The organism is Pedobacter planticolens, assembly GCF_014172375.1.
Classification (GTDB): Bacteria; Bacteroidota; Bacteroidia; order Sphingobacteriales; family Sphingobacteriaceae; genus Pedobacter; species Pedobacter planticolens.
The window spans coordinates 2085106-2105539 of sequence record NZ_WNXD01000001.1; the positions used below are offsets into that span (position 1 = coordinate 2085106).

Genomic DNA, 20434 nt, shown 5'->3' on the forward strand with positions numbered 1-20434 from the left:
ATGCGCAAAATTTTAGCCATCATCGTTTCCTTAATTACTTTATTTGCTATTAAAGAAGGTTTTCATATCTTAAATTCAACGGATAAAGACATTGTTAATCAAAGATCAATACTTATTGTAATTGCTTTAAGTATTATTATTCCACTTATTTTATTGTCGGTATGGCTTTGGAGCTCACGAAAAAATAGATCTCAAAATTAACCTAAAAACTTCTCTTTCAATTCTGACGTAGGCACCCAACAACTTTCCTGTTTACCAAACCATTTATAGCGGTTTTTAGAGATATAATTATAAACCACATCTCGAATAAAATGAGGAATGATTATAAAACCATATAACAAAGGCCATAATCCATTTAATTTTCTGACAACTCGCAATGCTGCAGTTGACCGTTGATAAACTTTACCATCTTCTAGCAGAATGAAACTATCTAAATTTTCTGGAGCGATATTAAATGGAGCTATTTTTTCAGCAGCATATTCACTTTGTAAGGATGCAAAACGGAAAATATTTTTACTGTCTCTTCTAATCGTAAATTGCACTGCCCTATTACAGAGATTACAAACGCCATCGAAGAATATTACTGGATGCATATACAAAGATAGCCGATTTTATTTGGCAAATAATTGAATTATCTTCGTTTAGTGGATATGAAAATCATTACTTGGAATTGTAATATGGCATTTAGAAAAAAGGCTAAACTTATTTTGGCACATCAACCTGATGTACTTATTATTCCAGAATGTGAACATCCTGATAAGTTTAACTTCGATATAGATTTCCCAAAACCAACAAGTACATTGTGGTTTGGGAAAAATCAAAATAAGGGATTAGGAATATTTTCATACAATGATTTTGAATTAACAGTATTAGATAATCACAATGAAAATTTAAGAATGATTGTTCCAATAAAAGTTAATAAAGGAAACATCAATTTTAATTTATTCGCTATTTGGGCAAATAATCCTGACGATAAAGATGGCCAATATGTAGAGCAGGTTTGGAAAGCAATTCATCATTATGATTCTTTAATTAGTCAAACAAATACTATCCTGATAGGAGATTTTAATAGCAATACCATTTGGGATAAACCAAGAAGAATTGGCAACCATTCTTCCGTTGTAAAACGATTAGAAGATAAAGGAATTTATAGCGTTTATCATTCACATTATAAGCAAAATCAAGGTTTAGAAGCACATCCAACACTTTATTTGTACAGACATCAAGATAAGCCGTATCATTTGGATTATTGCTTTGTTTCTGAAGATATACTGCAAAACCTGCAAGCTGTAGAAATTGGAGAATATGAATATTGGACTAAATTTAGTGATCACGTTCCTATTATTGCAACTTTTAAATCTTGTTGATGTTTTTTGCACTTCCGCTCAACCTAAACCTGATTGCAGCGAACACGAAGTAAAGCGGAAAGCAGGGCTGCTTTTTGCGACGAAAACTGAACCTTGCTTTTCAAATCAATTTTCAACCTTTTTCAACTTTAAAACATTTCAACTTTCCAACATTAAAACATTTGTCTATATTTGCCCAATCCTTGTTCCATGCAAAAGAGAACCCTGCTAAACGGTCAGAAATTTCAAATCACAATTAAGCGACTTTGTCATCAGTTAATTGAGAACCACACCGATTTTACTAATACTGTATTAATTGGCATTCAACCCAGAGGAACTTATTTTGCAGATCGCGTACACCAAGAACTTTCTGAAATTCTAAAAACAAAATCAATTAAAAAAGGGAATTTAGATATTACTTTTTTCAGGGATGATTTTAGAAGAAAAGACGGTTTAGTTACCGCAAGCAGCAATACCATAGATTTTATTATTGAAGGCAAACAAGTCATTTTAATTGATGATGTATTATGGACTGGCAGAACAATTCGTGCCGCGATGGATGCATTGTTAGCATATGGCAGACCAGAAAAAGTAGAGTTGATGGTTTTGATTGACAGAAGATTTTCTAGACACTTACCCATCGAGCCAAATTATATTGGGCAACAGGTAGATTGTGTTGACTCACAAAAAGTTAAGGTGAGCTGGAAAGAGAACGAAGGTGAAGACAAAGTGATTTTATTATCAGAACCGTCCACGCCAAAATGATTATTTTGGATGGAAAGCTCTATCTGACAATTAAAAACAATATAATAAACAGATAAAAAGCAATAACGTAAAATGGCAGCAGAAAAATTATCAACCCGACATCTTTTAGGCATTAAAGATATTAACCTGAATGATATTGAATTGATTTTTGAAACCGCTGATAATTTTAAAGATGTCATCAATCGTCCCATTAAAAAGGTTCCTTCCTTGCGGGATATCACTATTGCCAATATATTTTTCGAAAACTCTACTCGCACTAAACTTTCTTTTGAATTAGCCGAAAAAAGACTTTCTGCAGATGTTGTAAACTTTGCTGCTTCTTCATCATCAGTTAGCAAAGGTGAAACCTTAATTGATACAGTAAACAACATCTTAGCCATGAAAGTTGATATGGTGGTGATGCGTCATCCATATGCTGGAGCTGGCGTTTTTTTAAGTAAACACATTAAGGCACAAATTGTTAATGCTGGCGATGGCGCACATGAACACCCAACACAAGCTTTACTAGACGCGTACTCTATCCGCCAGAAACTAGGCGATGTGAGAGGCAAAAAAGTAGTAATTGTAGGTGATATTTTGCATTCGAGAGTTGCTATTTCAAACATACTTTGCCTGCAAATGTTAGGTGCAGAAGTGATGGTTTGCGGACCTACGACTTTAATTCCAAAACACATTGCATCACTTGGTGTTAAAGTGGAACACGATTTAAAAAAAGCGCTTAACTGGTGTGATGTAGCCAATATGTTGCGCATCCAATTAGAAAGACAAGACATTAAATATTTCCCGTCGCAACGCGAATACGCCATGATGTATGGTCTTAACAAACAAATCTTAGATAATCTTGACAAGGAAATTGTAGTAATGCATCCAGGCCCAATTAATCGTGGTGTAGAGATTACCAGCGATGTTGCCGATAGCAAACAATCTATCATTTTAGAGCAAGTAGAAAATGGTGTAGCAGTTAGAATGGCTGTACTTTATTTACTGGCCAGTCAAAACGACTAAAATAACTTAGTATAAGGCATTTAGAACTTAGACATCAGACTTTCAGACTTTCAAATTTCTCGGACTTCCGGACTCATCTATACCAATTTCAAAATCTATTCGTTAAACCTGTGTTATCAACAGATGTTAATTACTTATGTTGATAAGCTTTGATACTATTTATAATTTAGTACCAACCATATTTGAAACCTATGCATAAGAAATACCTATTAGTTCCCTTCTTTTTAGTTGGCGGTATCAGCGCCAATTTTGCCCAAGTAAGTCCATTAGTAAATCTCAATAAAAATTACCAAACTGGTTTAGAGCTTCTTCAAAATGAAAAATATGTAGCAGCCGCCCAACAATTTAAATTGGTAGAGCAGATTAGAAGCAAAGCAAGTACACAACAAGAAAGCAATGCCGAATTATCTTTATTAAAAGAGAATGCTAAATTTTATGCAGCTGTTTGTGCTTTAGAATTAGGAAATGAAGATGCTGAAACATTATTTCAAGAATTTATTAGAGAATATCCGCTAAATCCTAATACAAAATTGGCGTATTTCCATGTTGGAAAATCTTATTTCGCACAAAAGAATTATACAAAAGCATTAGAATGGTTTGAAAAAACAGAACCAAGTTCACTTTCACAAAAACAACGAGTTGAATATCAATTTAAACAAGGCTATGCGTATTTTGAATTGAAGAATTATGAAAAAGCCGAGCCTTTATTTGAAGCTGTCAAAAAAGAAGATTCTCAATTTAAAGAAAGCGCAACTTACTACTTCGCTTACATCAACTACCTAAATAAGGAATATAAAACTGCTCTTGCTAATTTTGAAAAGCTAAAAGGTTCTCCTACTTATGAAGCAAGTTATCCGTATTACATCACTTCTATGTATTATTTGGATGAACGTTATGACGATGTTATTGATTACGCAATACCTGCAATGGCAAAAACCAAACAACAGTTTGAGCCTGAAATGCTAAGTTTAGTTGCGGCATCTTATTTCGCTAAATCTGAATTTAAAAATGCCGAGAAATACTTTACAGAATTTTATGCTAAAGATAAAAGTCAGAGCAAAAACAATCTTTTCATTTATCAATATGGATACGCTTTATTCCAAAATGGAAAATTTAAAGAATCCGTTCCAGTATTAGAAAAACTAAACACCGATGATATTTACCTGCAAAACGGTATGTACACCCTAGGTAAATCAGCACTTAAATTAAATAATAAAGAAAAAGCGAGGAGTGCATTTTTCAGAGCATCCAGATTAGATTTTGACAAAAACATACAAGAAGAAGCGTGGATTAATTACGCAAAGCTGAGTTACGAGTTAGAGTTCAATTCACAAGCTTTAGAGTCTACTCAAAGTTTTTTAAAGCAATTTCCTAACTCCAAAAAAATAAATGAAGCGAAAACCTTATTAGGAGAAATTTTATTAACTAGTAAAAATTATCAGGCAGCTATTGATATTTTAGAACCTATTCAAAGCAAAACTCCAGAAGCTAAAGAAGCATACCAAAAAGTAACTTATTTCCGCGGATTAGAATTTTACAACGAAAGAGCTTTCCCAAATGCTTTATCTATGTTTTTACGTTCGGGTAATTTTCAAGAGGATAAAGAAATTTACGCTTTAAGTGTGTATTGGATGGCAGAATCGATGTACGAATTGCGCAAGTTTGGGGAAACTGTTAAAACCTTCGAAAAATTCTTAGCTATACCTGCCGCAGAAAAAACTGAAGTGTACAATTTCGCTAATTACGCTTTAGGTTACGCTGCTTTCGAAGACGAAAAATATGCTAAAGCTGCTACTTATTTCGAGCGGTTTTTAAGTGGAAATGATAAAGATCCAAAAACTGTAAATGATGCAACTATCCGTTTGGCAGATTCTTATTTCGTTAATAAAAACTATAACGAAGCCATGTCAAACTATAATAAAATCATCAATGGTAAATTAACTGGCGAAGATTATGCATTGTTTCAACGTGGTATGATACAAGGTTTGCAAAAACAAGATGATGCTAAAATTGCGACCATGCAAAGTTTATTAAGCAAATTTCCTACTTCAAACTACGCTGATGATGCTGGCTTTGAAACTGCCTATACCTATTTCAATAAAGGAGAATTTGATAAATCGAAATCTGATTTAGTTGATTTAGTGGCGAAATATCCACGTAGCAGTTACATTCCTCGTGCTTTAGTAACCATCGGTTTGGTGCAATACAACCAAGATCAAGATGATGCAGCACTAGAATCATTCAAAAAAGTAATTAGAGACTACGCAAGTGCGCCAGAAGCTAAACAAGCTTTAGAATCGATAAAAAATATTTATGTAGATAAAGGCGATGCAAATGGTTTTATCAGCTATGCTGGAACTACTCCATTGGGAAATTATTCGATGAGCGAACAAGATAATATCGTTTTTCAAGCGGCTAACAATAGATATTTAAAAGGCGATGCGCAAGGAACTTATGAAGCTGTAAATGCATATTTTGATAAATTCCCAAAAGCCATTCATGATAAGGAAGCCAAGTTTATTAGAGCAGAATCTTTGGTAAAATTAAATCGCTCTGCAGAAGCAATTGCAGATTACGATTACATTCTTAACGATTGGACAAGCGATTATACTGAGCGTTCGTTAATCAGTGTTTCGAAAGTATTAATGGATGAGAAAAAATACAATGAAGCGATTGTTTACTTAAAAAGGTTAGAAACTACAGCCGATTATAAAGTGCATTACACTTACGCAATTAATAATTTATTGAAAGCGTACAATGCCTTAAATATGCCCGATGATATGCTTAAATATGCTGATCTCATCAAAAACTCTGACAAAGCATCTGAAGAAGAAAAAAATAGTTCAGACTTATATTTAGGTAAAGCGTATTTATTAAAAGCTGATACAGTTCAGGCGATAAAGTCATTTAATAATGTGGTGGCTAAAACCAAAACACTAGCTGCAGCAGAAGCAAAATACAATTTGGCTGCTTTACAATATGCCAAAGGCGATTACAAAACTTCTCAAAAAACCTGTTTCGATTTGATTAACAATATGCCATCATACGATTATTGGGTAGCTAAATCGTTCATTTTATTATCTGATAATTATTTAGCGCTGAAAGACAAATTACAAGCAAAAAGCACCTTATTAAGTATCATAGACAATTACGAAGGCAAGGATGACATTATTCCAATCGCCAAAGAGAAATTAGCAAAATTAAACTAGACGATGAAGATGAGATTAAATAAAACCATATATACGACTTTATTCTTTTTAGCTGCAGGTACTTTTATAGCAAAAGCGCAGGATGTTAAACCTCCTGAAAAAGCTGTAACCGAAGAAGTTGAGATTATTAGACCTTATAAACCTGTTTTAGCTGAAGCTGTTAAATTAAGAAGAAGCCCTGATTTAGATAACATTAAAACCTATAAAGCTAAATTTAACTATACACTCACCGATAGAAAATTAGAACTTAACTCTGATATTCAGAAATTACAAGCGCAACAATTGGCTGACGAGCGTGCCACTGAATTGATAAATAATTATGTAAAAGGTGGTATAGGCTCTCTGTCTACACTTTTAGCCGAAGCTTATGTAAATATTGGTCGTGATGAAGCCTTGCAAGCTGGAGCATTTTTCAGACATTTTAGTCAAGAAGGAAAACTCAATAAGCAAAACGATAATACACAGCAACTAAGTGTTTTTGGAAGAAGTATTGGTAATAAAGCAACATTGAGTGGTCGTTTAAATTACGAAAGACATGGTTTGTATTTTTATGGAAATGATGACGCAAGACCAACTTTAAACCCAAATCCCGAAAGGCAAGTGTTAAACTTTTTCGAACTAGAAGGGGAAGCGGTAAATAAATATACTGGCGATGAAAATGCATTGAGTTACGCTGCAAAAGTTAACGCGTATATGTTTAGCGATAAATTTGATGCTAAAGAACAAGCTTTAACTTTAACAGGATATTTGAACAAAAGAATTAGCAGTTTTAATGTAGGTTTAGCAGCAGCGGCTGAAATCGGAAACACAAAAGGTTTTAGCACCAGTGTTTCTAACAATTTGTTACGCTTAAATCCTTATTTAAAATTACAAGCAAAAGGAGTTAAAATTACTGCAGGAATAAACTTTGTACAAGAGTTTGGTGATTTTTCATCAACTAGAATTTTCCCAGCTATTACAGCAGATTTCACTTTAATTCCTGATTTCCTACAAATATTTGGTGAAGTAAAAGGTGATGTTAATCGCAATACATTGAAAAACTTTACCGATGAAAACCCATTCTTAAATAGCAATATCGCTATACAAAACAGTGTAGAAAAAATAAGCATTAGCGCAGGCATAAAAGGTACAGGCGGACCAGGTTTTGGTTACAAAGCTAGATTTTACAGTAAAAAAATAACCGATATGCCTTTATTCGTTAATAATTTTACCGATTTCAATAAGTTCGATGTGATTTACGATTTCGGAACCATGAAATTATTAGGCTTAGAAGGAGAAATTTCGGTGCAAGTAAGTGATGACTTAAAATGGACTGGTAAGCTAAATATCGAAGATTATAAAGCAGCAGCTGAGCAGGAAAGTTATTTTAAGCCACAACTTCGCATCGGTTCTAACCTTTTCTATACCTACAATAAAAAATTAAACTTCAATGCAAGTATAGCCATACAAGGCGATAGCAATGCCAAAGTGTACACAGCAGATCCAATAACATCGGCTGGCACCTATCCTCCCATTCCAGATTTCACCAAAGAAAGTATAGTTAACGTAAAAGGCTTTGTAGATTTAGGCATTGGCGCAGATTATAAAATCAACAATAAATTTTCTGTCTTCGCAAAAGCCAATAATTTGCTCAATACAAAATATAGCAAATTTTTGTATTATCGCATGAATGGTTTAAATATTTTTGGCGGCTTAACCTATTCATTTTAACAGGTTAAGAAATTAATTATTGGTTGATACCGAATTAAAATTTATTTTTACCAGAATGGATATATTATTATACCTAACAGAGCTTTTACAAACCCGCAAAACAGTGGGTATTGCTGGCTTGGGTACGCTATATAAAAAAAAATCACCTGGTAAATACGATGCAGATAAACATGCGTTTGTTCCACCAAGCTATATTATTGCGTTTACTAAAGAGTTAAAAGAGCAAGAAGAATTAGCAAATTTCATCAGCAACAAAAGAAATATAACTACAGATTCTGCCAATTACTATATTGGAGAATTTGCAGAGAAAATACATGCTGAATTAGCTGATAAATATGAAGCTGATTTAGCGCCAATTGGTAAGCTAAAATTAGTTAACGATGAACTTACTTTTATACCAGAGCAAGAAAGCAGTTTTGGTTTTGAGTTTTATGGCTTACCAACCTTAACTGAAATTAATTCAGAAACTGAAAAAGAAGAAATTTCAACTCCTATCAACAAAGTTGAAGAAAATACAATTGAAGAAATTGAGGAAGAAAATAAGTTAGAAGAGGAAAATCCTGGTCAGGAAACTACTGATAATTTAGAAGAAAATGTTTTAGTTAATGATGAACAAGAAGTTTATGAAGAAATAGCCGATGTTCAAAACAATGAAAAAACTTATCATAATCTAAATGATTTACCTCCAATAATTGAAACAACTGAAGAGGAAGAAAAAGAAGAGGATATTCAAAATGAAGTTTCTACTGAAGAAATTCTTGAAGAAGAACCTGAATCTAAAAAAGGTCTTCCTTTTTTCATGAAGTTTCTAATTGTACTGCTTATCATTATAGCCGCTGGTGCAATAGCTTATTTTATAAATCCTCCATTTTTTGATAAATACATCAAACATAATTTTGAAGGGAAACAGGATAAAAATGTACCAATCGTACCAAATGATTCGTTAACAAATAAAGCCGATTCTTCAAAAGTAGATAGTCTTGCTAAAAACAACGATTTAGTTAAACTAACTACAGATTCTGCTACTACAACTATCGATAGTAGTAAAGTAATGATTTATGAAGTATTGGTAAGTGCAGTTGCAACAGAAAGAAAAGCAAATAAAATTATTGCAAATTTAGCTAAAGAAGGTGTTACAGCTAGAAAAATTAAGCTATCTAAAACTATGATTAACATAAGCGCTGGTTCTTTTTTAACCAATGAAGATGCGTTGAAATATAGAGATAGTCTAAGAACTAAACTAAAAAATCCGGGTATTTATATCCAACCCATTAAACCCAAAACACACAAAAAATAAATATGATTACATTGTTAATGGCTGCTGTAGATACAGCAAAAAGTGCTATAGATTCCGCAAATAGAATTGCTGCTCCAACAACACCTGCTCAACCAGAATTACATTTTATAGATTTATTATTTAAAGGTGGTTGGGTAATGTTACCACTAGCTTTATTAGCATTTTTAGGTTTAGTTATTTTTACAGAACGTTATTTAACCATTCGTAAATCATCAAAAGACGAATCAAATTTAATGTTTCAAATTAGACAAAATATTCACGAAGGAAGATTAGATAGTGCCATTGCTTTATGTAAAAACACAAAATCGCCCTTGGCCAGAATGTTAGAAAAAGGCTTAAAAAGAATTGGCAGGCCAATTAAAGATATTGAAGGTGCGATTGAAAACACAGGAAAATTAGAAGTCTCTAAACTAGAAAAGAACATTGGTATATTAGGTATTATCGCAGGTATTGCACCAATGCTAGGTTTCGTGGGTACAATTATTGGGGTAATTACCATTTTCCATGATGTATCGATTAAAGGTGCAATTGAAATCGGAACTATTTCTGGTGGTTTATACACCAAAATGATTACCTCTGCAACAGGATTAATTATCGGGATTGTAGCCTACGTTTTATATCACATTTTAAATATGATGGTAGAAAAAATCATCCTTAGAATGGAAACTGATGCAATTGAATTTATAGATTTATTAGAAGAGCCGGGCAAATAATGAATTTACGCAAAGGAAAAAAAGGTACAGTTGAGGTTCACACCTCTGCGCTGAATGATATCATGTTCTTCTTGCTGCTGTTTTTTCTATTGGCATCGGCAGTAGTCAATCCAACAGTTGTTAAACTTTTGGTACCACAATCTTCAAGTGGACAGCAATCTACCGCCAAAAAAGCAGTAACGGTAACTATAGATGAGAATTTAAAATACACCATCAATAAAAAAGCCGTTACATTAACAGAATTGCAAACAGAATTAGAGAGATATCAAAAAATCGAACCAGATTTAACTGTAATTTTATACGTAGCACGAAATGTTACTTATCAGGATGGATTTCAAGTTTCTGATATTGCAAACAAAATGAAATTAAAGCTTGTTGTAGCTGTAGAGCCTAAAAAATAATGATAACTACGAGCGAAGAAAATAATTATCCGAAAGCAATTGCAATATCTGCAGGGCTAATGGCTCTATTTATTGCCTTGAGTTTTATTTGGGTAATTAGCGCATTTAAACCAGAAGAACCACCAGGCATGGGCGGTATGGTAGTTAATTATGGCACATCTGCAACAGGAATAGGAAGTGATTATACAAGTATTGAAGAACCATCAATGGATCCAAATGCTAATAATAAACTGCCCGACAAAGTTACTCCAGAGCAAAAAGTTACTCCAACAACTTCATCACAAGTTGATGCAAAGGATGTAGTTACTCAAAATTCAGAAGATGCAGTTGCTATCAATACAAAAGCAACTAAAAATAATAATGCACCAACTAGTGCTACAGAAGCCAAACCAGCGCAACCTACTATTAATCCAAATGCACTTTACAAAGGCAATAAAAATAATGGAAAAGGACAAGGCGATGGAACTGGAACAACACCAGGCAATCAAGGGAGTATAAATGGAGATCCTTTAGCACCAAACTATGGCGAAGGTGGCTCTGGCAACGGAAATACACCTATTCCATTAAGCAGATTTAATAATTTGGTTACACCAAAAGATAATGGCCAGCAAACAGGAAAAATCGCCATCAAAGCCTTTTACAATAGAGAGGGAAGAATAACAAATGCACAAGTTTATTTAAGAACATCTACTTTAATGGATCCAGAGCTACAGCAAAAATGCTTGCAAGCGGTACTCAATTCATCCCTATCAAAAAATGAAATTGGCGGTACCGATAGAAGCGGGATCGTTACTTTCTACTTTAAAGTAAATTAATTTTTATGGCGTTTTATATAAATAGTCGTCATTGCGAGGTACGAAGCAATCTTACAACACTGGGTTTTCTTTACTAAATTTTTATGGCGTTTTATATAAACGGTCGTCATGCTGAGCGTAGTCGAAGCATCTTTTTAGCAGGAAAGACCCTAAAGGTCAATCATTTCGCTTTTTTTTTAACTATCTCAAGCCTAAGCACACCCTCTTCGTTCTACTAAAATCGACCTTGTCCTTGCGGAAAGCGCCAATTATCCTTAGCAGAAACTTTAATAACCTTAGAAACTGTTTAAAAATATAACCGCATAGACACAGAGGGGTATTTAACCTTGTGATATAGAGAGATAAATTTGCTAAACATAGCCTCTATGTACCTATTGAAATGCCTTCAGGCATTCTATGAAACTTTGGCTTTCATAAAAATCTATGTGCCTATGTGGTTGTAATTAATTTTACCCCAAAATAACCTAACCTTTACTACTTTTGTCATCTGTAAACAACTCAAATGACCTACCAACAAACACTCGATTATCTATACAGCAAACTCCCAATGTTTACACGTGTTGGCGCTGCTGCTTTAAAAAAAGATCTTCATAACACACTAGCCATGTGTGCCAAATTAGATAATCCTCAAAACAAATTCAAAAGCATTCATGTTGGCGGCACCAATGGTAAAGGCTCCACATCGCACATGTTAGCCGCTATTTTACAACAAGCAGGTTATAAAACAGGCTTATACACCTCTCCTCACCTAAAAGATTTTAGAGAACGCATCCGTATCAACGGAAAAATGATTACTAAACAATTTGTAAAAGATTTTGTAGCAAGCCAACAAGATATTATTCAAGAAATTGAACCCTCTTTCTTTGAAGTAACCGTAGGCATGGCATTCGATTATTTCGCAAAAGAAAAAGTAGACATTGCCGTAATCGAAGTAGGTTTAGGCGGCCGATTAGACTCTACAAACATCATCACACCAGAACTTTCAGTAATCACCAACATCAGCTTAGATCATACTAATATCTTAGGCGATACCCTACCTGAAATTGCTTTTGAAAAAGCAGGCATCATCAAAAAAAATATCCCAGTAGTAATTGGCGAAAAACAAACAGAAACTGAAGCCATCTTTATCCAAAAAGCTAAAGCAGAAAACTCATCCATCAGCTTTGCTGGCTCCTCTTTGCACATCGAAAACGCACACCAAAAAGGCTCTCTATTAATTGTCAATATCTATAAAGAAACCCAATTAATCTACCCAAACCTCGCCCTCGATCTAACAGGAAGCTATCAACTTAAAAACATTCTCACCGTAATAGAATCGATTCTTAAATTAAAAGAAATAGGATACAGCATCCCAGACGAAGCAGTATACACCGCACTAAAAAACGTAAAAAAACTAACAGGCTTACAAGGCAGATGGCAAACCATAAGTAAAAATCCCTTAGTTATTTGCGATACAGGCCACAATAAAGCAGGCATTACAGAAGTAATGCAAAACATTAAAAACACGCCACACCAAAAACTGCATGTAGTAATCGGTATGGTCAAAGACAAAGATATTTCCGGCGTACTAGCATTACTTCCAAAAAATGCTACCTATTATTTTTGTCAACCCAATTTAGAAAGAGCCCTACCAACAAACGAATTAACCAAACAAGCTGCCACATTTGGTTTAAAAGGAACAGAATTTAATACAGTAAAAGAAGCCTTTCAAAATGCTAAAAGTAAAGCAACACCAAAAGACCTAATATTTGTAGGTGGTAGCACCTTTGTTGTAGCAGAAATATTATAATAAATTATCGAAAATTCACATTTACTTCACAATCAGATTGTTATTTTTACCGATAGTTAAACCAATTTATAATGAGATTCAAATACCTATTTTTTCTATTCCTTTTAACATCGTTTAGCCCAAGTTTTGCACAAAAGTGGACTAAACCCACAACTACTACTACAAATTATGCAGCAACCGTTGCCCGACCAAAATTAGTCGTAGGCATGGTAATAGACCAAATGCGTTGGGATTATTTATACCGTTTCTATAGCCGTTACTCAAAAGGAGGTTTCAAACGTTTAATTAACGAAGGTTTCTCTGCCGAAAACACCTTCATTCCATATACACCAACCTACACAGCTTGTGGTCATAGCTCAATTTATACAGGATCAGTACCAGCAATAAACGGTATTATCGGCAACAATTGGTACGATCCAGAACAAAATCGAGATGTATATTGCACCGAAGATAAAGCTGTAAAAACAGTTGGTAGCACCTCAAGAGCAGGAGAAATGTCTCCAAAAAACATGCTAGTTACCACCATTACAGACGAACTTCGCTTAGCAACCAACTTCAAAAGCAAAGTAATTGGTATTTCGCAAAAAGATCGCGGTTCAATTCTTCCAGCAGGTCATACAGCAAATGCTTCGTATTGGTACGATGGTGGAACAGGAAACTGGATTACAAGTACCTTCTACATGCAAACCCTACCTAAATGGGTTTCAGATTATAACGACAAAAAAGAAGTCAATAAATACTATGCAAATGATTGGAAAACATTATATCCAATCGAAACCTACACACAAAGCACAGCCGATGATAAATCCTATGAAGGAAAATTCAAAGGAGAAGCTACTTCTGCATTTCCTCACCTGTTAACCAACTACGCTGGCAAAAACTATTCGCTAATTACCAGCACGCCATACGGCAACACCATGACCTTCGAAATGTCTAAACTAGCAATTCAACAAGAGAAACTAGGTCAAACAGGCAACACCGATTTCTTAGCAGTAAGCTGCTCATCTACAGATTATGTTGGCCACCAATTCGGACCAAACTCTATCGAAATCGAAGACACATACCTGCGTTTAGATAAAGATTTAGAAGATTTCTTCACTTATTTAGATAAAACGCTAGGCAAAGGAAATTACCTATTCTTCCTATCTGCCGACCATGCTGTAGCTCATGTACCAGGTTTCATGGCCGAAAATAAATTGCCAGGAGGCCTAGTAAGTAGCTCTGCAATTCGCAAAGGATTAGACACCCTAATGAATAAAAAATTCAACCTTTCTAAATCAGTAATTACCGTAATGAACAATCAAGTTTATTTCGATCATACCGTTATTGATAACAAAAAAGTGGATTTTGCTCAAGTTAAACAAACAGCAATAGATTATCTAAAAAAACAAGACGGAGTAGCAGATGCAGTCGATTTACAAATCCTCAACACCTCAACAATTCCACAAGAAATTAGAGAGCGCATCACAAACGGCTATAATGCTCGCCGTAGCGGCGATGTATATTTTCTCCTAAAATCCAACTGGTTCGATGGCAGCGCTACCGGCACCACCCACGGCGCTTGGTACCCTTACGATTCCCACATCCCATTGGTATTTATGGGTTGGAAAGTGAAGCCAGGCAAAACAAATCAAACCCATTATATGACAGATATTGCCGCAACCCTAGCCGCCATGTTACAGATTCAAATGCCAAGCGGCAGCGTCGGTTCGCCAATAACAGAACTTACACACCAATAAAATATTCTTTTTTCGAAAAGCAAAAGCAGGGCAACAAACAACGTTAGCCCTGCTTTCCGTTACAATCTTTTTGTATCAATGCCTTTCGTCATTTCGAACGAAGCCGAGAAACCTTTAGACACTGCATTCAAACATAGAATCATGCAACACAAAAAGTATTTCCACTCAATCAGGTTTATAAAACAAAAACCCGTGCAATAAACTAAAGCACTGGAAATTTAGCACCTGCTAAAAGAAACCTAGCTTCCGCCAAAAGAAACCTAGCACACGCCAGTAGAAACCTAGCACCTGCCAAAAGAAACCTAGCATCCGCCAGTAGAAACCTAGCACCCGCCAGTAGAAACCTAGCACCTGCCAAAAGAAACCTAGCACCTGCCAAAAGAAACCTAGCATCTGCCAGTAGAAACCTAGCACCCGCCAAAAGAAACCTAACTTCCGCCAAAAGAAACCTAGCATCCGCCAGTAGAAACCTAGCACCTGCCAAAAGAAACCTAGCACCTGCAACTTTACTTTTCCACCCTGCAACCAATCCCAATCTACAATCCATTCCCAAGAACGAGGACTGGCCTTGTAGCATCCCGAAGGAGAAAGCATTAAAACTTTGCCACAAACCTTCAAAAACCACAGCCCAAAACAATGAGCCAGTTCGATCCTTCATCGAACCTGCTGCTTGTTGCCTTAAAAGTTTTAATAGCTTAATCCGAGAGATGATACTAAGCCTTGATCTTTTGTTTCTTTTCTATCAAGAGATATTGCGAAGCATTCTTGAATACCCCTAAAATAAACACCCGTGAAAAACGAAAGAGCCATAGCGGCGGTGAGCTAAAAAGAAAAATTAAAGGTTAGTATTGTCATCCTATAGCTTTTCATCAAGCAATAAAATCCTTAGTTTTTGCTAACTTTGCCTACCAAATACAAAAACCTTCATGGAACAAATTCAAGTATATAAACCAAAAAATAAAATCCGTTTTGTTACCGCTGCCGCCCTTTTCGATGGGCATGATGCAACCATTAATATCATGCGTCGCATCCTACAATCATCAGGAGCAGAAGTAATTCATTTGGGTCACAACCGTTCCGTAGAAGAAGTAGTAAACTGTGCCATACAAGAAGATGTGCAAGGTATCGCCATGACATCCTATCAAGGCGGACATATAGAATATTTTAAATACATGTACGATTTGCTACAAGAAAAAGGCGCAAAACATGTTAAAATATTTGCTGGCGGAGGTGGTGTAATCCTTCCTTCAGAAATAAAAGAATTACAAGCATACGGCATTACAAGAATTTATTCTCCAGATGACGGTCGCAAAATGGGCTTACAAGGCATGATTAATAACATGCTAGAGCAAACCGATTTTATCACTACCAAAGCAATTACAACAGAACTTCAAGATATCCCTAATAAAGAAGTTAAAAGCATAGCATCAGCAATTACAGTTGCCGAAAATGATCCAGAAGGTGCACAAAAATTTGTAAATGAATTAAAGAAGTTAACGCTAAAAAACCAAGCCCCGGTTCTAGGCATAACAGGTACTGGCGGCTCTGGTAAATCATCCCTAGTTGATGAATTAGTTCGTAGATTTCTAATCGAAGTAAAAGATAAAACATTAGCGATTATTTCAGTAGATCCTTCAAAAAGAAAAACTGGCGGTGCTTTATTAGGCGATAGAATTCGCATGAATGCAATCAACAATCCAAGAGTGTACATGCGTTCATTGGCTACTCGTCAAGCTAATTTAGCCCTTTCCAAAAACGTTCAAGAAAGCATAGACATTTGCAAAGCCGCAGGCTACGACTTAATTATTGTAGAAACTTCTGGTATCGGACAATCAGATACAGAGATTACAGAACATTGTGATATTTCTTTATACGTAATGACTCCAGAATTTGGAGCTGCTACACAACTAGAAAAAATTGACATGCTAGATTTTGCTGATCTAGTAGCCATCAATAAATTCGATAAACGCGGCGCATTAGATGCACTTCGTGATGTACGTAAACAATACAAACGCAACCATAATCTTTTCGATGCCAAGGATGAAGAAATTCCAGTATATGGAACTATGGCGTCACAATTCAACGATCCCGGAATGAACAATCTTTTTGTGGCTTTACTAAAAGGCATTAAAGAGAAAACCAAAGTAGATTTTATATCTGAAATGGAAATGACTGCTAGTCAATCAGAAAAGATCTACATCATTCCACCAGATCGTATTCGTTATCTATCAGAAATTGCAGAAGCTAGCGAAACCTATAACGAATGGGTGGATAAACAATGTAAAATTGCTAGAAAGTTATATCAACTTCAGGGAGTAATTGATTTTGCTACAGATTTTAAAAACTTTGGTGAAGGATTAAAAGAAGCCTATACTTTTCTAGAAGAACAATTAGATGGAGAATGTAGACGTTTACTTCGCCAATGGCCAGCTACAAAACAAAAATATAAAGAAGAGTTTTTTGTATATAAAGTACGTGATAAGGAAATTAAACAACCGCTTTATTACGAATCACTATCGAAATTACAAATCCCTAAAGTGTCTTTACCTAGATATGAAGATTGGGGAGATATTTTACGTTGGCTACTAACAGAAAATGTACCAGGAGAATTCCCATATGCAGCTGGTGTTTTCCCCTTAAAACGCGAAGGAGAAGATCCTACCCGTATGTTTGCAGGAGAAGGCGGCCCTGAAAGAACCAACAAACGCTTCCATTATGTATCATTGGGTCAACCTGCGCATCGTTTATCTACCGCATTTGATTCAGTTACACTGTATGGAGAAGATCCACATATTCGTCCAGATATTTATGGCAAAATTGGTAATTCTGGTGTAAGTATTGCCACTTTAGATGATGCAAAAAAACTATATTCTGGTTTTGATCTTTGCGCTCCATCCACGTCTGTTTCCATGACTATTAATGGCCCTGCTCCTATGTTACTAGGCTTTTTCATGAATGCAGCAATTGATCAGCAGTGCGAAAAATACATTATAGAAAATGGATTAGAACAAGAGACAGAGGCTAAAATCAAACAAATATATAAAGCAAAAGGAATAGAACGCCCTACTTATCAAGGAGAATTACCACAAGGTAATAATGGCTTAGGCTTACTATTGTTAGGTTTAACTGGAGATGAAGTTTTGCCAGCAGATGTGTATGCTAAAATTAGAGCTTACGCAATAAGTGCTGTTCGTGGTACCGTTCAAGCCGATATTTTAAAAGAAGATCAAGCACAAAACACCTGTATTTTCTCCACAGAGTTCGCATTGCGGATGATGGGCGATATTCAGAAATATTTCATCGATGAGAAAGTAAGGAACTTTTATTCCGTTTCTATATCTGGTTATCATATCGCCGAAGCAGGAGCAAATCCTATTTCTCAATTAGCTTTCACGTTGAGTAACGGATTTACTTTTGTAGAATACTATTTAAGTCGTGGAATGAATATCGATGATTTTGCGCCAAACTTATCTTTCTTTTTTAGTAATGGTATCGATCCAGAATATTCAGTCATTGGTCGAGTAGCACGCAGAATTTGGGCTAAGGCTATTAAAAACAAATACAAGGGTAATGATCGTTCGCAAAAATTAAAGTATCATATTCAAACCTCTGGGCGCTCTTTACATGCTCAAGAAATTGATTTTAATGATATAAGAACTACGTTACAAGCGTTATACGCCATCTACGATAACTGTAATTCTCTTCATACCAATGCATATGATGAGGCAATTACAACACCTACAGAAGAATCTGTACGCAGGGCGATGGCAATTCAATTGATCATTAATCGCGAATTAGGATTAGCTAAAAATGAAAATCCATTACAAGGTGCTTTTATTATTGAAGATTTAACAGACTTAGTTGAAGAGGCAGTTTTAGCAGAATTTAAACGAATTAATGATCGCGGTGGTGTTCTAGGGGCGATGGAAACCATGTATCAAAGAGGTAAAATACAAGAAGAAAGCTTGTATTATGAGACCTTGAAGCATACTGGAGAATTTCCAATTGTTGGTGTAAACACATTTCTTAATAAAAATGGTTCACCTACAATTGTACCAGGAGAAGTAATTAGAGCTACGGAAGAAGAAAAACAATACCAAATAACTACACTTAAAGCTTTTCAGGATAGAAATGCTGCTAAAACTACACAAGCTTTAAAGGATTTACAAAAATCAGCTATTGCTGGGGATAACATCTTTGACCAATTAATGGAAGTGTGTAAAATCTGTTCATTAGGGCAAATTAGCAAAGCACTTTATGAAGTTGGTGGTCAATACCGTAGAAATATGTAATCGGGAAATATCATATAACAAAAAAGGCTGAATTAATTAATTCAGCCTTTTTTGTTATATCTATAAATTGTTAAGCATTAATCCAGCTAAACTTATAATCCATGGTAGGATTTTTCATTCTTTCAGCAACACGTAATAAACGATCTGGCAAATTCATAATATAATCTCTAGCTTTTTCACCCGCTTCATTTAGCTCCTTCATGCTATCTATCTTCCATTCTTCGATTAGTTGTTGCATAATCTCTACATAATCTACAGCCGTATAAACGCCTAACCGTTGAGCTGCATCAGTAAAATGACCAAAAGTTTGTCCTATTTTCAATCCCATTTCACGTAAAAAGTGAGCAGGCATCACAATTTTCTTGCGCATCATATCTTCAAAGGCAATCATTGCTTCATTAGGGTCAACTTCAAAAATCTTTGACATAAAATCTTTATAGGCTTTTGCATGACGTAATTCATCAGCTGCTATTACACCGCACATTTTTGACAATAATACATCACCATCTTTTTTAGCTAAAGATGCAACTCTTCTATGTGAAATATTTGTTGCTAATTCTTGAAAGCTGGTATAAACAAAATTGCGATAAGGATCATGGCCTGTACCTATATCAAATCCATCAGCAATTAAATATTGCGTCGAAATCTCCATCTGGCGCATATCAACACGACCTGATAGGTATAGGTATTTATTCAATAAATCACCATGGCGATTCTCTTCTGCAGTCCAGCTTCTATTCCATTTCACCCAACCACTTTCTTCATCACGAGAAATATTATCCATCGTCATTAACCATGATTCATAAGTTGGTAAAGCTTCTTCTGTTATCGTATCGCCAATTAATACTGCAACTAAATCGTAAGAAAGATCTTTTGCATTTTCTTTTAATATCTTAATATCTTGATAGAAAGATTCGCTAGTAGAATCTGGCAAAAAATCTGAAGGCTGCCAGTTGGTATCTATAGGCTTCAAATAGGTAGGCATCATTTTAAGCATGTACTTTTCTACATGCGACAATACTTCCTTTCTTGATCCAAAATTGATTTTCATCGTTTCTTAATTAAGGCACAAAGATACGCATAAACCCTTGTTTAGTCTTAGTTTATTTGTAATAAAAGCGTTTGTATAGTTCAAAACTGCTATTCTATAACGAGAATACAGATTTATATTTTGGAAGCAAAAAGTAATGAAGAGCTGATGCTGAAGATTTAGAGAAATTCTTTCCAGTTTTTTATAAAACAAGAAAGCCCTGCAACTTACGTTACAGGGCTTCTTTAAGATTTGGCACCGACCTACTCTCCCACATGTTACTGCAGTACCATCGGCTCTGGCGGGCTTAACTTCTCTGTTCG

General features: G+C 35.1%; 16 protein-coding genes and 1 rRNA gene. 13 read left to right on the plus strand and 4 right to left on the minus strand.

All coding sequences use genetic code 11. From position 1 onward, the window contains the following. Window positions 1–201: a hypothetical protein gene (locus GM921_RS08600; RefSeq protein ID WP_182922188.1), complete on the plus strand. Its 201-nt coding sequence runs from the start codon at window positions 1–3 to the stop codon at window positions 199–201. Here the strand turns inward: GM921_RS08600 and GM921_RS08605 are convergent. Further along, window positions 198–593: a thiol-disulfide oxidoreductase DCC family protein gene (locus tag GM921_RS08605; protein ID WP_182922189.1), complete on the minus strand. Its 396-nt coding sequence runs from the start codon at window positions 591–593 to the stop codon at window positions 198–200. The two genes, GM921_RS08600 and GM921_RS08605, sit on opposite strands and share 4 nt — an antisense overlap. Before the next feature lie 57 nt (window positions 594–650). On the opposite strand from GM921_RS08605, the gene GM921_RS08610 reads away from it, so the two are divergent. The 11 genes from GM921_RS08610 (at window position 651) to pafA (ending at window position 14789) form a co-directional block, all read left to right on the plus strand. After that, window positions 651–1367 carry an endonuclease/exonuclease/phosphatase family protein gene (locus tag GM921_RS08610; protein ID WP_182922190.1) on the plus strand — a complete coding sequence of 239 codons (717 nt, stop codon included), beginning with the start codon at window positions 651–653 and terminating at the stop codon, window positions 1365–1367. A gap of 189 nt (window positions 1368–1556) precedes the next feature. After that, window positions 1557–2111 carry a bifunctional pyr operon transcriptional regulator/uracil phosphoribosyltransferase PyrR gene (pyrR, locus tag GM921_RS08615; protein ID WP_182922191.1) on the plus strand — a complete coding sequence of 185 codons (555 nt, stop codon included), beginning with the start codon at window positions 1557–1559 and terminating at the stop codon, window positions 2109–2111. A 72-nt stretch (window positions 2112–2183) separates the two neighbouring features. Continuing rightward, the gene (locus tag GM921_RS08620) at window positions 2184–3116 is read left to right on the plus strand and encodes an aspartate carbamoyltransferase catalytic subunit (protein ID WP_173273792.1); all 933 of its coding nucleotides are present in this window, start codon (window positions 2184–2186) and stop codon (window positions 3114–3116) included. 191 nt (window positions 3117–3307) lie between these two features. Further along, window positions 3308–6325, plus strand: coding sequence for a tetratricopeptide repeat protein (locus GM921_RS08625; RefSeq protein ID WP_182922192.1), 3018 nt, complete (start codon window positions 3308–3310; stop codon window positions 6323–6325). 9 nt (window positions 6326–6334) lie between these two features. Continuing rightward, the gene (locus GM921_RS08630) at window positions 6335–8035 is read left to right on the plus strand and encodes a TonB-dependent receptor (RefSeq protein WP_182922193.1); all 1701 of its coding nucleotides are present in this window, start codon (window positions 6335–6337) and stop codon (window positions 8033–8035) included. 55 nt (window positions 8036–8090) lie between these two features. After that, window positions 8091–9332 (plus strand): HU domain-containing protein, encoded by a 1242-nt coding sequence (locus GM921_RS08635; protein ID WP_182922194.1) that lies wholly within the window; start codon window positions 8091–8093, stop codon window positions 9330–9332. 2 nt (window positions 9333–9334) lie between these two features. Continuing rightward, window positions 9335–10045, plus strand: coding sequence for a MotA/TolQ/ExbB proton channel family protein (locus GM921_RS08640; RefSeq protein ID WP_182922195.1), 711 nt, complete (start codon window positions 9335–9337; stop codon window positions 10043–10045). Then, window positions 10045–10446: an ExbD/TolR family protein gene (locus GM921_RS08645; RefSeq protein WP_182922196.1), complete on the plus strand. Its 402-nt coding sequence runs from the start codon at window positions 10045–10047 to the stop codon at window positions 10444–10446. Before GM921_RS08640 ends, GM921_RS08645 begins: the two co-directional genes overlap by 1 nt. Then, the gene (locus tag GM921_RS08650) at window positions 10446–11261 is read left to right on the plus strand and encodes an energy transducer TonB (protein ID WP_182922197.1); all 816 of its coding nucleotides are present in this window, start codon (window positions 10446–10448) and stop codon (window positions 11259–11261) included. Before GM921_RS08645 ends, GM921_RS08650 begins: the two co-directional genes overlap by 1 nt. A 502-nt stretch (window positions 11262–11763) precedes the next feature. After that, a complete protein-coding gene (locus tag GM921_RS08655; protein WP_182922198.1) occupies window positions 11764–13050 on the plus strand; it encodes a bifunctional folylpolyglutamate synthase/dihydrofolate synthase in 1287 nt (428 codons plus the stop codon). 71 nt (window positions 13051–13121) lie between these two features. Next, entirely contained in the window at window positions 13122–14789 is a 1668-nt protein-coding gene (pafA, locus tag GM921_RS08660) for an alkaline phosphatase PafA (RefSeq protein ID WP_182922199.1), read from the plus strand. Between the two features lie 228 nt (window positions 14790–15017). On the opposite strand, the gene GM921_RS08665 is transcribed toward pafA, so the two are convergent. Next, complete coding sequence (locus GM921_RS08665) at window positions 15018–15383, minus strand: hypothetical protein (protein ID WP_182922200.1); 366 nt, start codon at window positions 15381–15383, stop codon at window positions 15018–15020. Window positions 15384–15715: 332 nt separating this feature from the next. Between GM921_RS08665 and GM921_RS08670 the strand changes: the two genes are divergently transcribed. Beyond that, complete coding sequence (locus GM921_RS08670; protein ID WP_182922201.1) at window positions 15716–19081, plus strand: methylmalonyl-CoA mutase family protein; 3366 nt, start codon at window positions 15716–15718, stop codon at window positions 19079–19081. A gap of 70 nt (window positions 19082–19151) precedes the next feature. Here the strand turns inward: GM921_RS08670 and GM921_RS08675 are convergent, their stop codons facing one another. Both GM921_RS08675 and rrf read right to left on the minus strand, forming a co-directional pair. Next, the gene (locus GM921_RS08675) at window positions 19152–20132 is read right to left on the minus strand and encodes an acyl-ACP desaturase (protein WP_182922202.1); all 981 of its coding nucleotides are present in this window, start codon (window positions 20130–20132) and stop codon (window positions 19152–19154) included. Window positions 20133–20361: 229 nt separating this feature from the next. Next, a 5S ribosomal RNA gene (rrf, locus tag GM921_RS17640) occupies window positions 20362–20434 on the minus strand; the annotation flags it as partial.

Coding starts and splice junctions, on each gene's coding strand:
- pyrR (WP_182922191.1), top strand. CDS start 1,557: ATGCAAAAGAGAACCCTGCTAAACGGTCAGAAATTTCAAATCACAATT.
- GM921_RS08650 (WP_182922197.1), top strand. CDS start 10,446: ATGATAACTACGAGCGAAGAAAATAATTATCCGAAAGCAATTGCAATA.
- GM921_RS08665 (WP_182922200.1), bottom strand. CDS start 15,383: ATGCTTTCTCCTTCGGGATGCTACAAGGCCAGTCCTCGTTCTTGGGAA.
- GM921_RS08645 (WP_182922196.1), top strand. CDS start 10,045: ATGAATTTACGCAAAGGAAAAAAAGGTACAGTTGAGGTTCACACCTCT.
- GM921_RS08675 (WP_182922202.1), bottom strand. CDS start 20,132: ATGAAAATCAATTTTGGATCAAGAAAGGAAGTATTGTCGCATGTAGAA.
- GM921_RS08620 (WP_173273792.1), top strand. CDS start 2,184: ATGGCAGCAGAAAAATTATCAACCCGACATCTTTTAGGCATTAAAGAT.
- GM921_RS08600 (WP_182922188.1), top strand. CDS start 1: ATGCGCAAAATTTTAGCCATCATCGTTTCCTTAATTACTTTATTTGCT.
- GM921_RS08640 (WP_182922195.1), top strand. CDS start 9,335: ATGATTACATTGTTAATGGCTGCTGTAGATACAGCAAAAAGTGCTATA.
- GM921_RS08625 (WP_182922192.1), top strand. CDS start 3,308: ATGCATAAGAAATACCTATTAGTTCCCTTCTTTTTAGTTGGCGGTATC.
- GM921_RS08670 (WP_182922201.1), top strand. CDS start 15,716: ATGGAACAAATTCAAGTATATAAACCAAAAAATAAAATCCGTTTTGTT.
- GM921_RS08610 (WP_182922190.1), top strand. CDS start 651: ATGAAAATCATTACTTGGAATTGTAATATGGCATTTAGAAAAAAGGCT.
- GM921_RS08605 (WP_182922189.1), bottom strand. CDS start 593: ATGCATCCAGTAATATTCTTCGATGGCGTTTGTAATCTCTGTAATAGG.
- pafA (WP_182922199.1), top strand. CDS start 13,122: ATGAGATTCAAATACCTATTTTTTCTATTCCTTTTAACATCGTTTAGC.
- GM921_RS08635 (WP_182922194.1), top strand. CDS start 8,091: ATGGATATATTATTATACCTAACAGAGCTTTTACAAACCCGCAAAACA.
- GM921_RS08655 (WP_182922198.1), top strand. CDS start 11,764: ATGACCTACCAACAAACACTCGATTATCTATACAGCAAACTCCCAATG.
- GM921_RS08630 (WP_182922193.1), top strand. CDS start 6,335: ATGAGATTAAATAAAACCATATATACGACTTTATTCTTTTTAGCTGCA.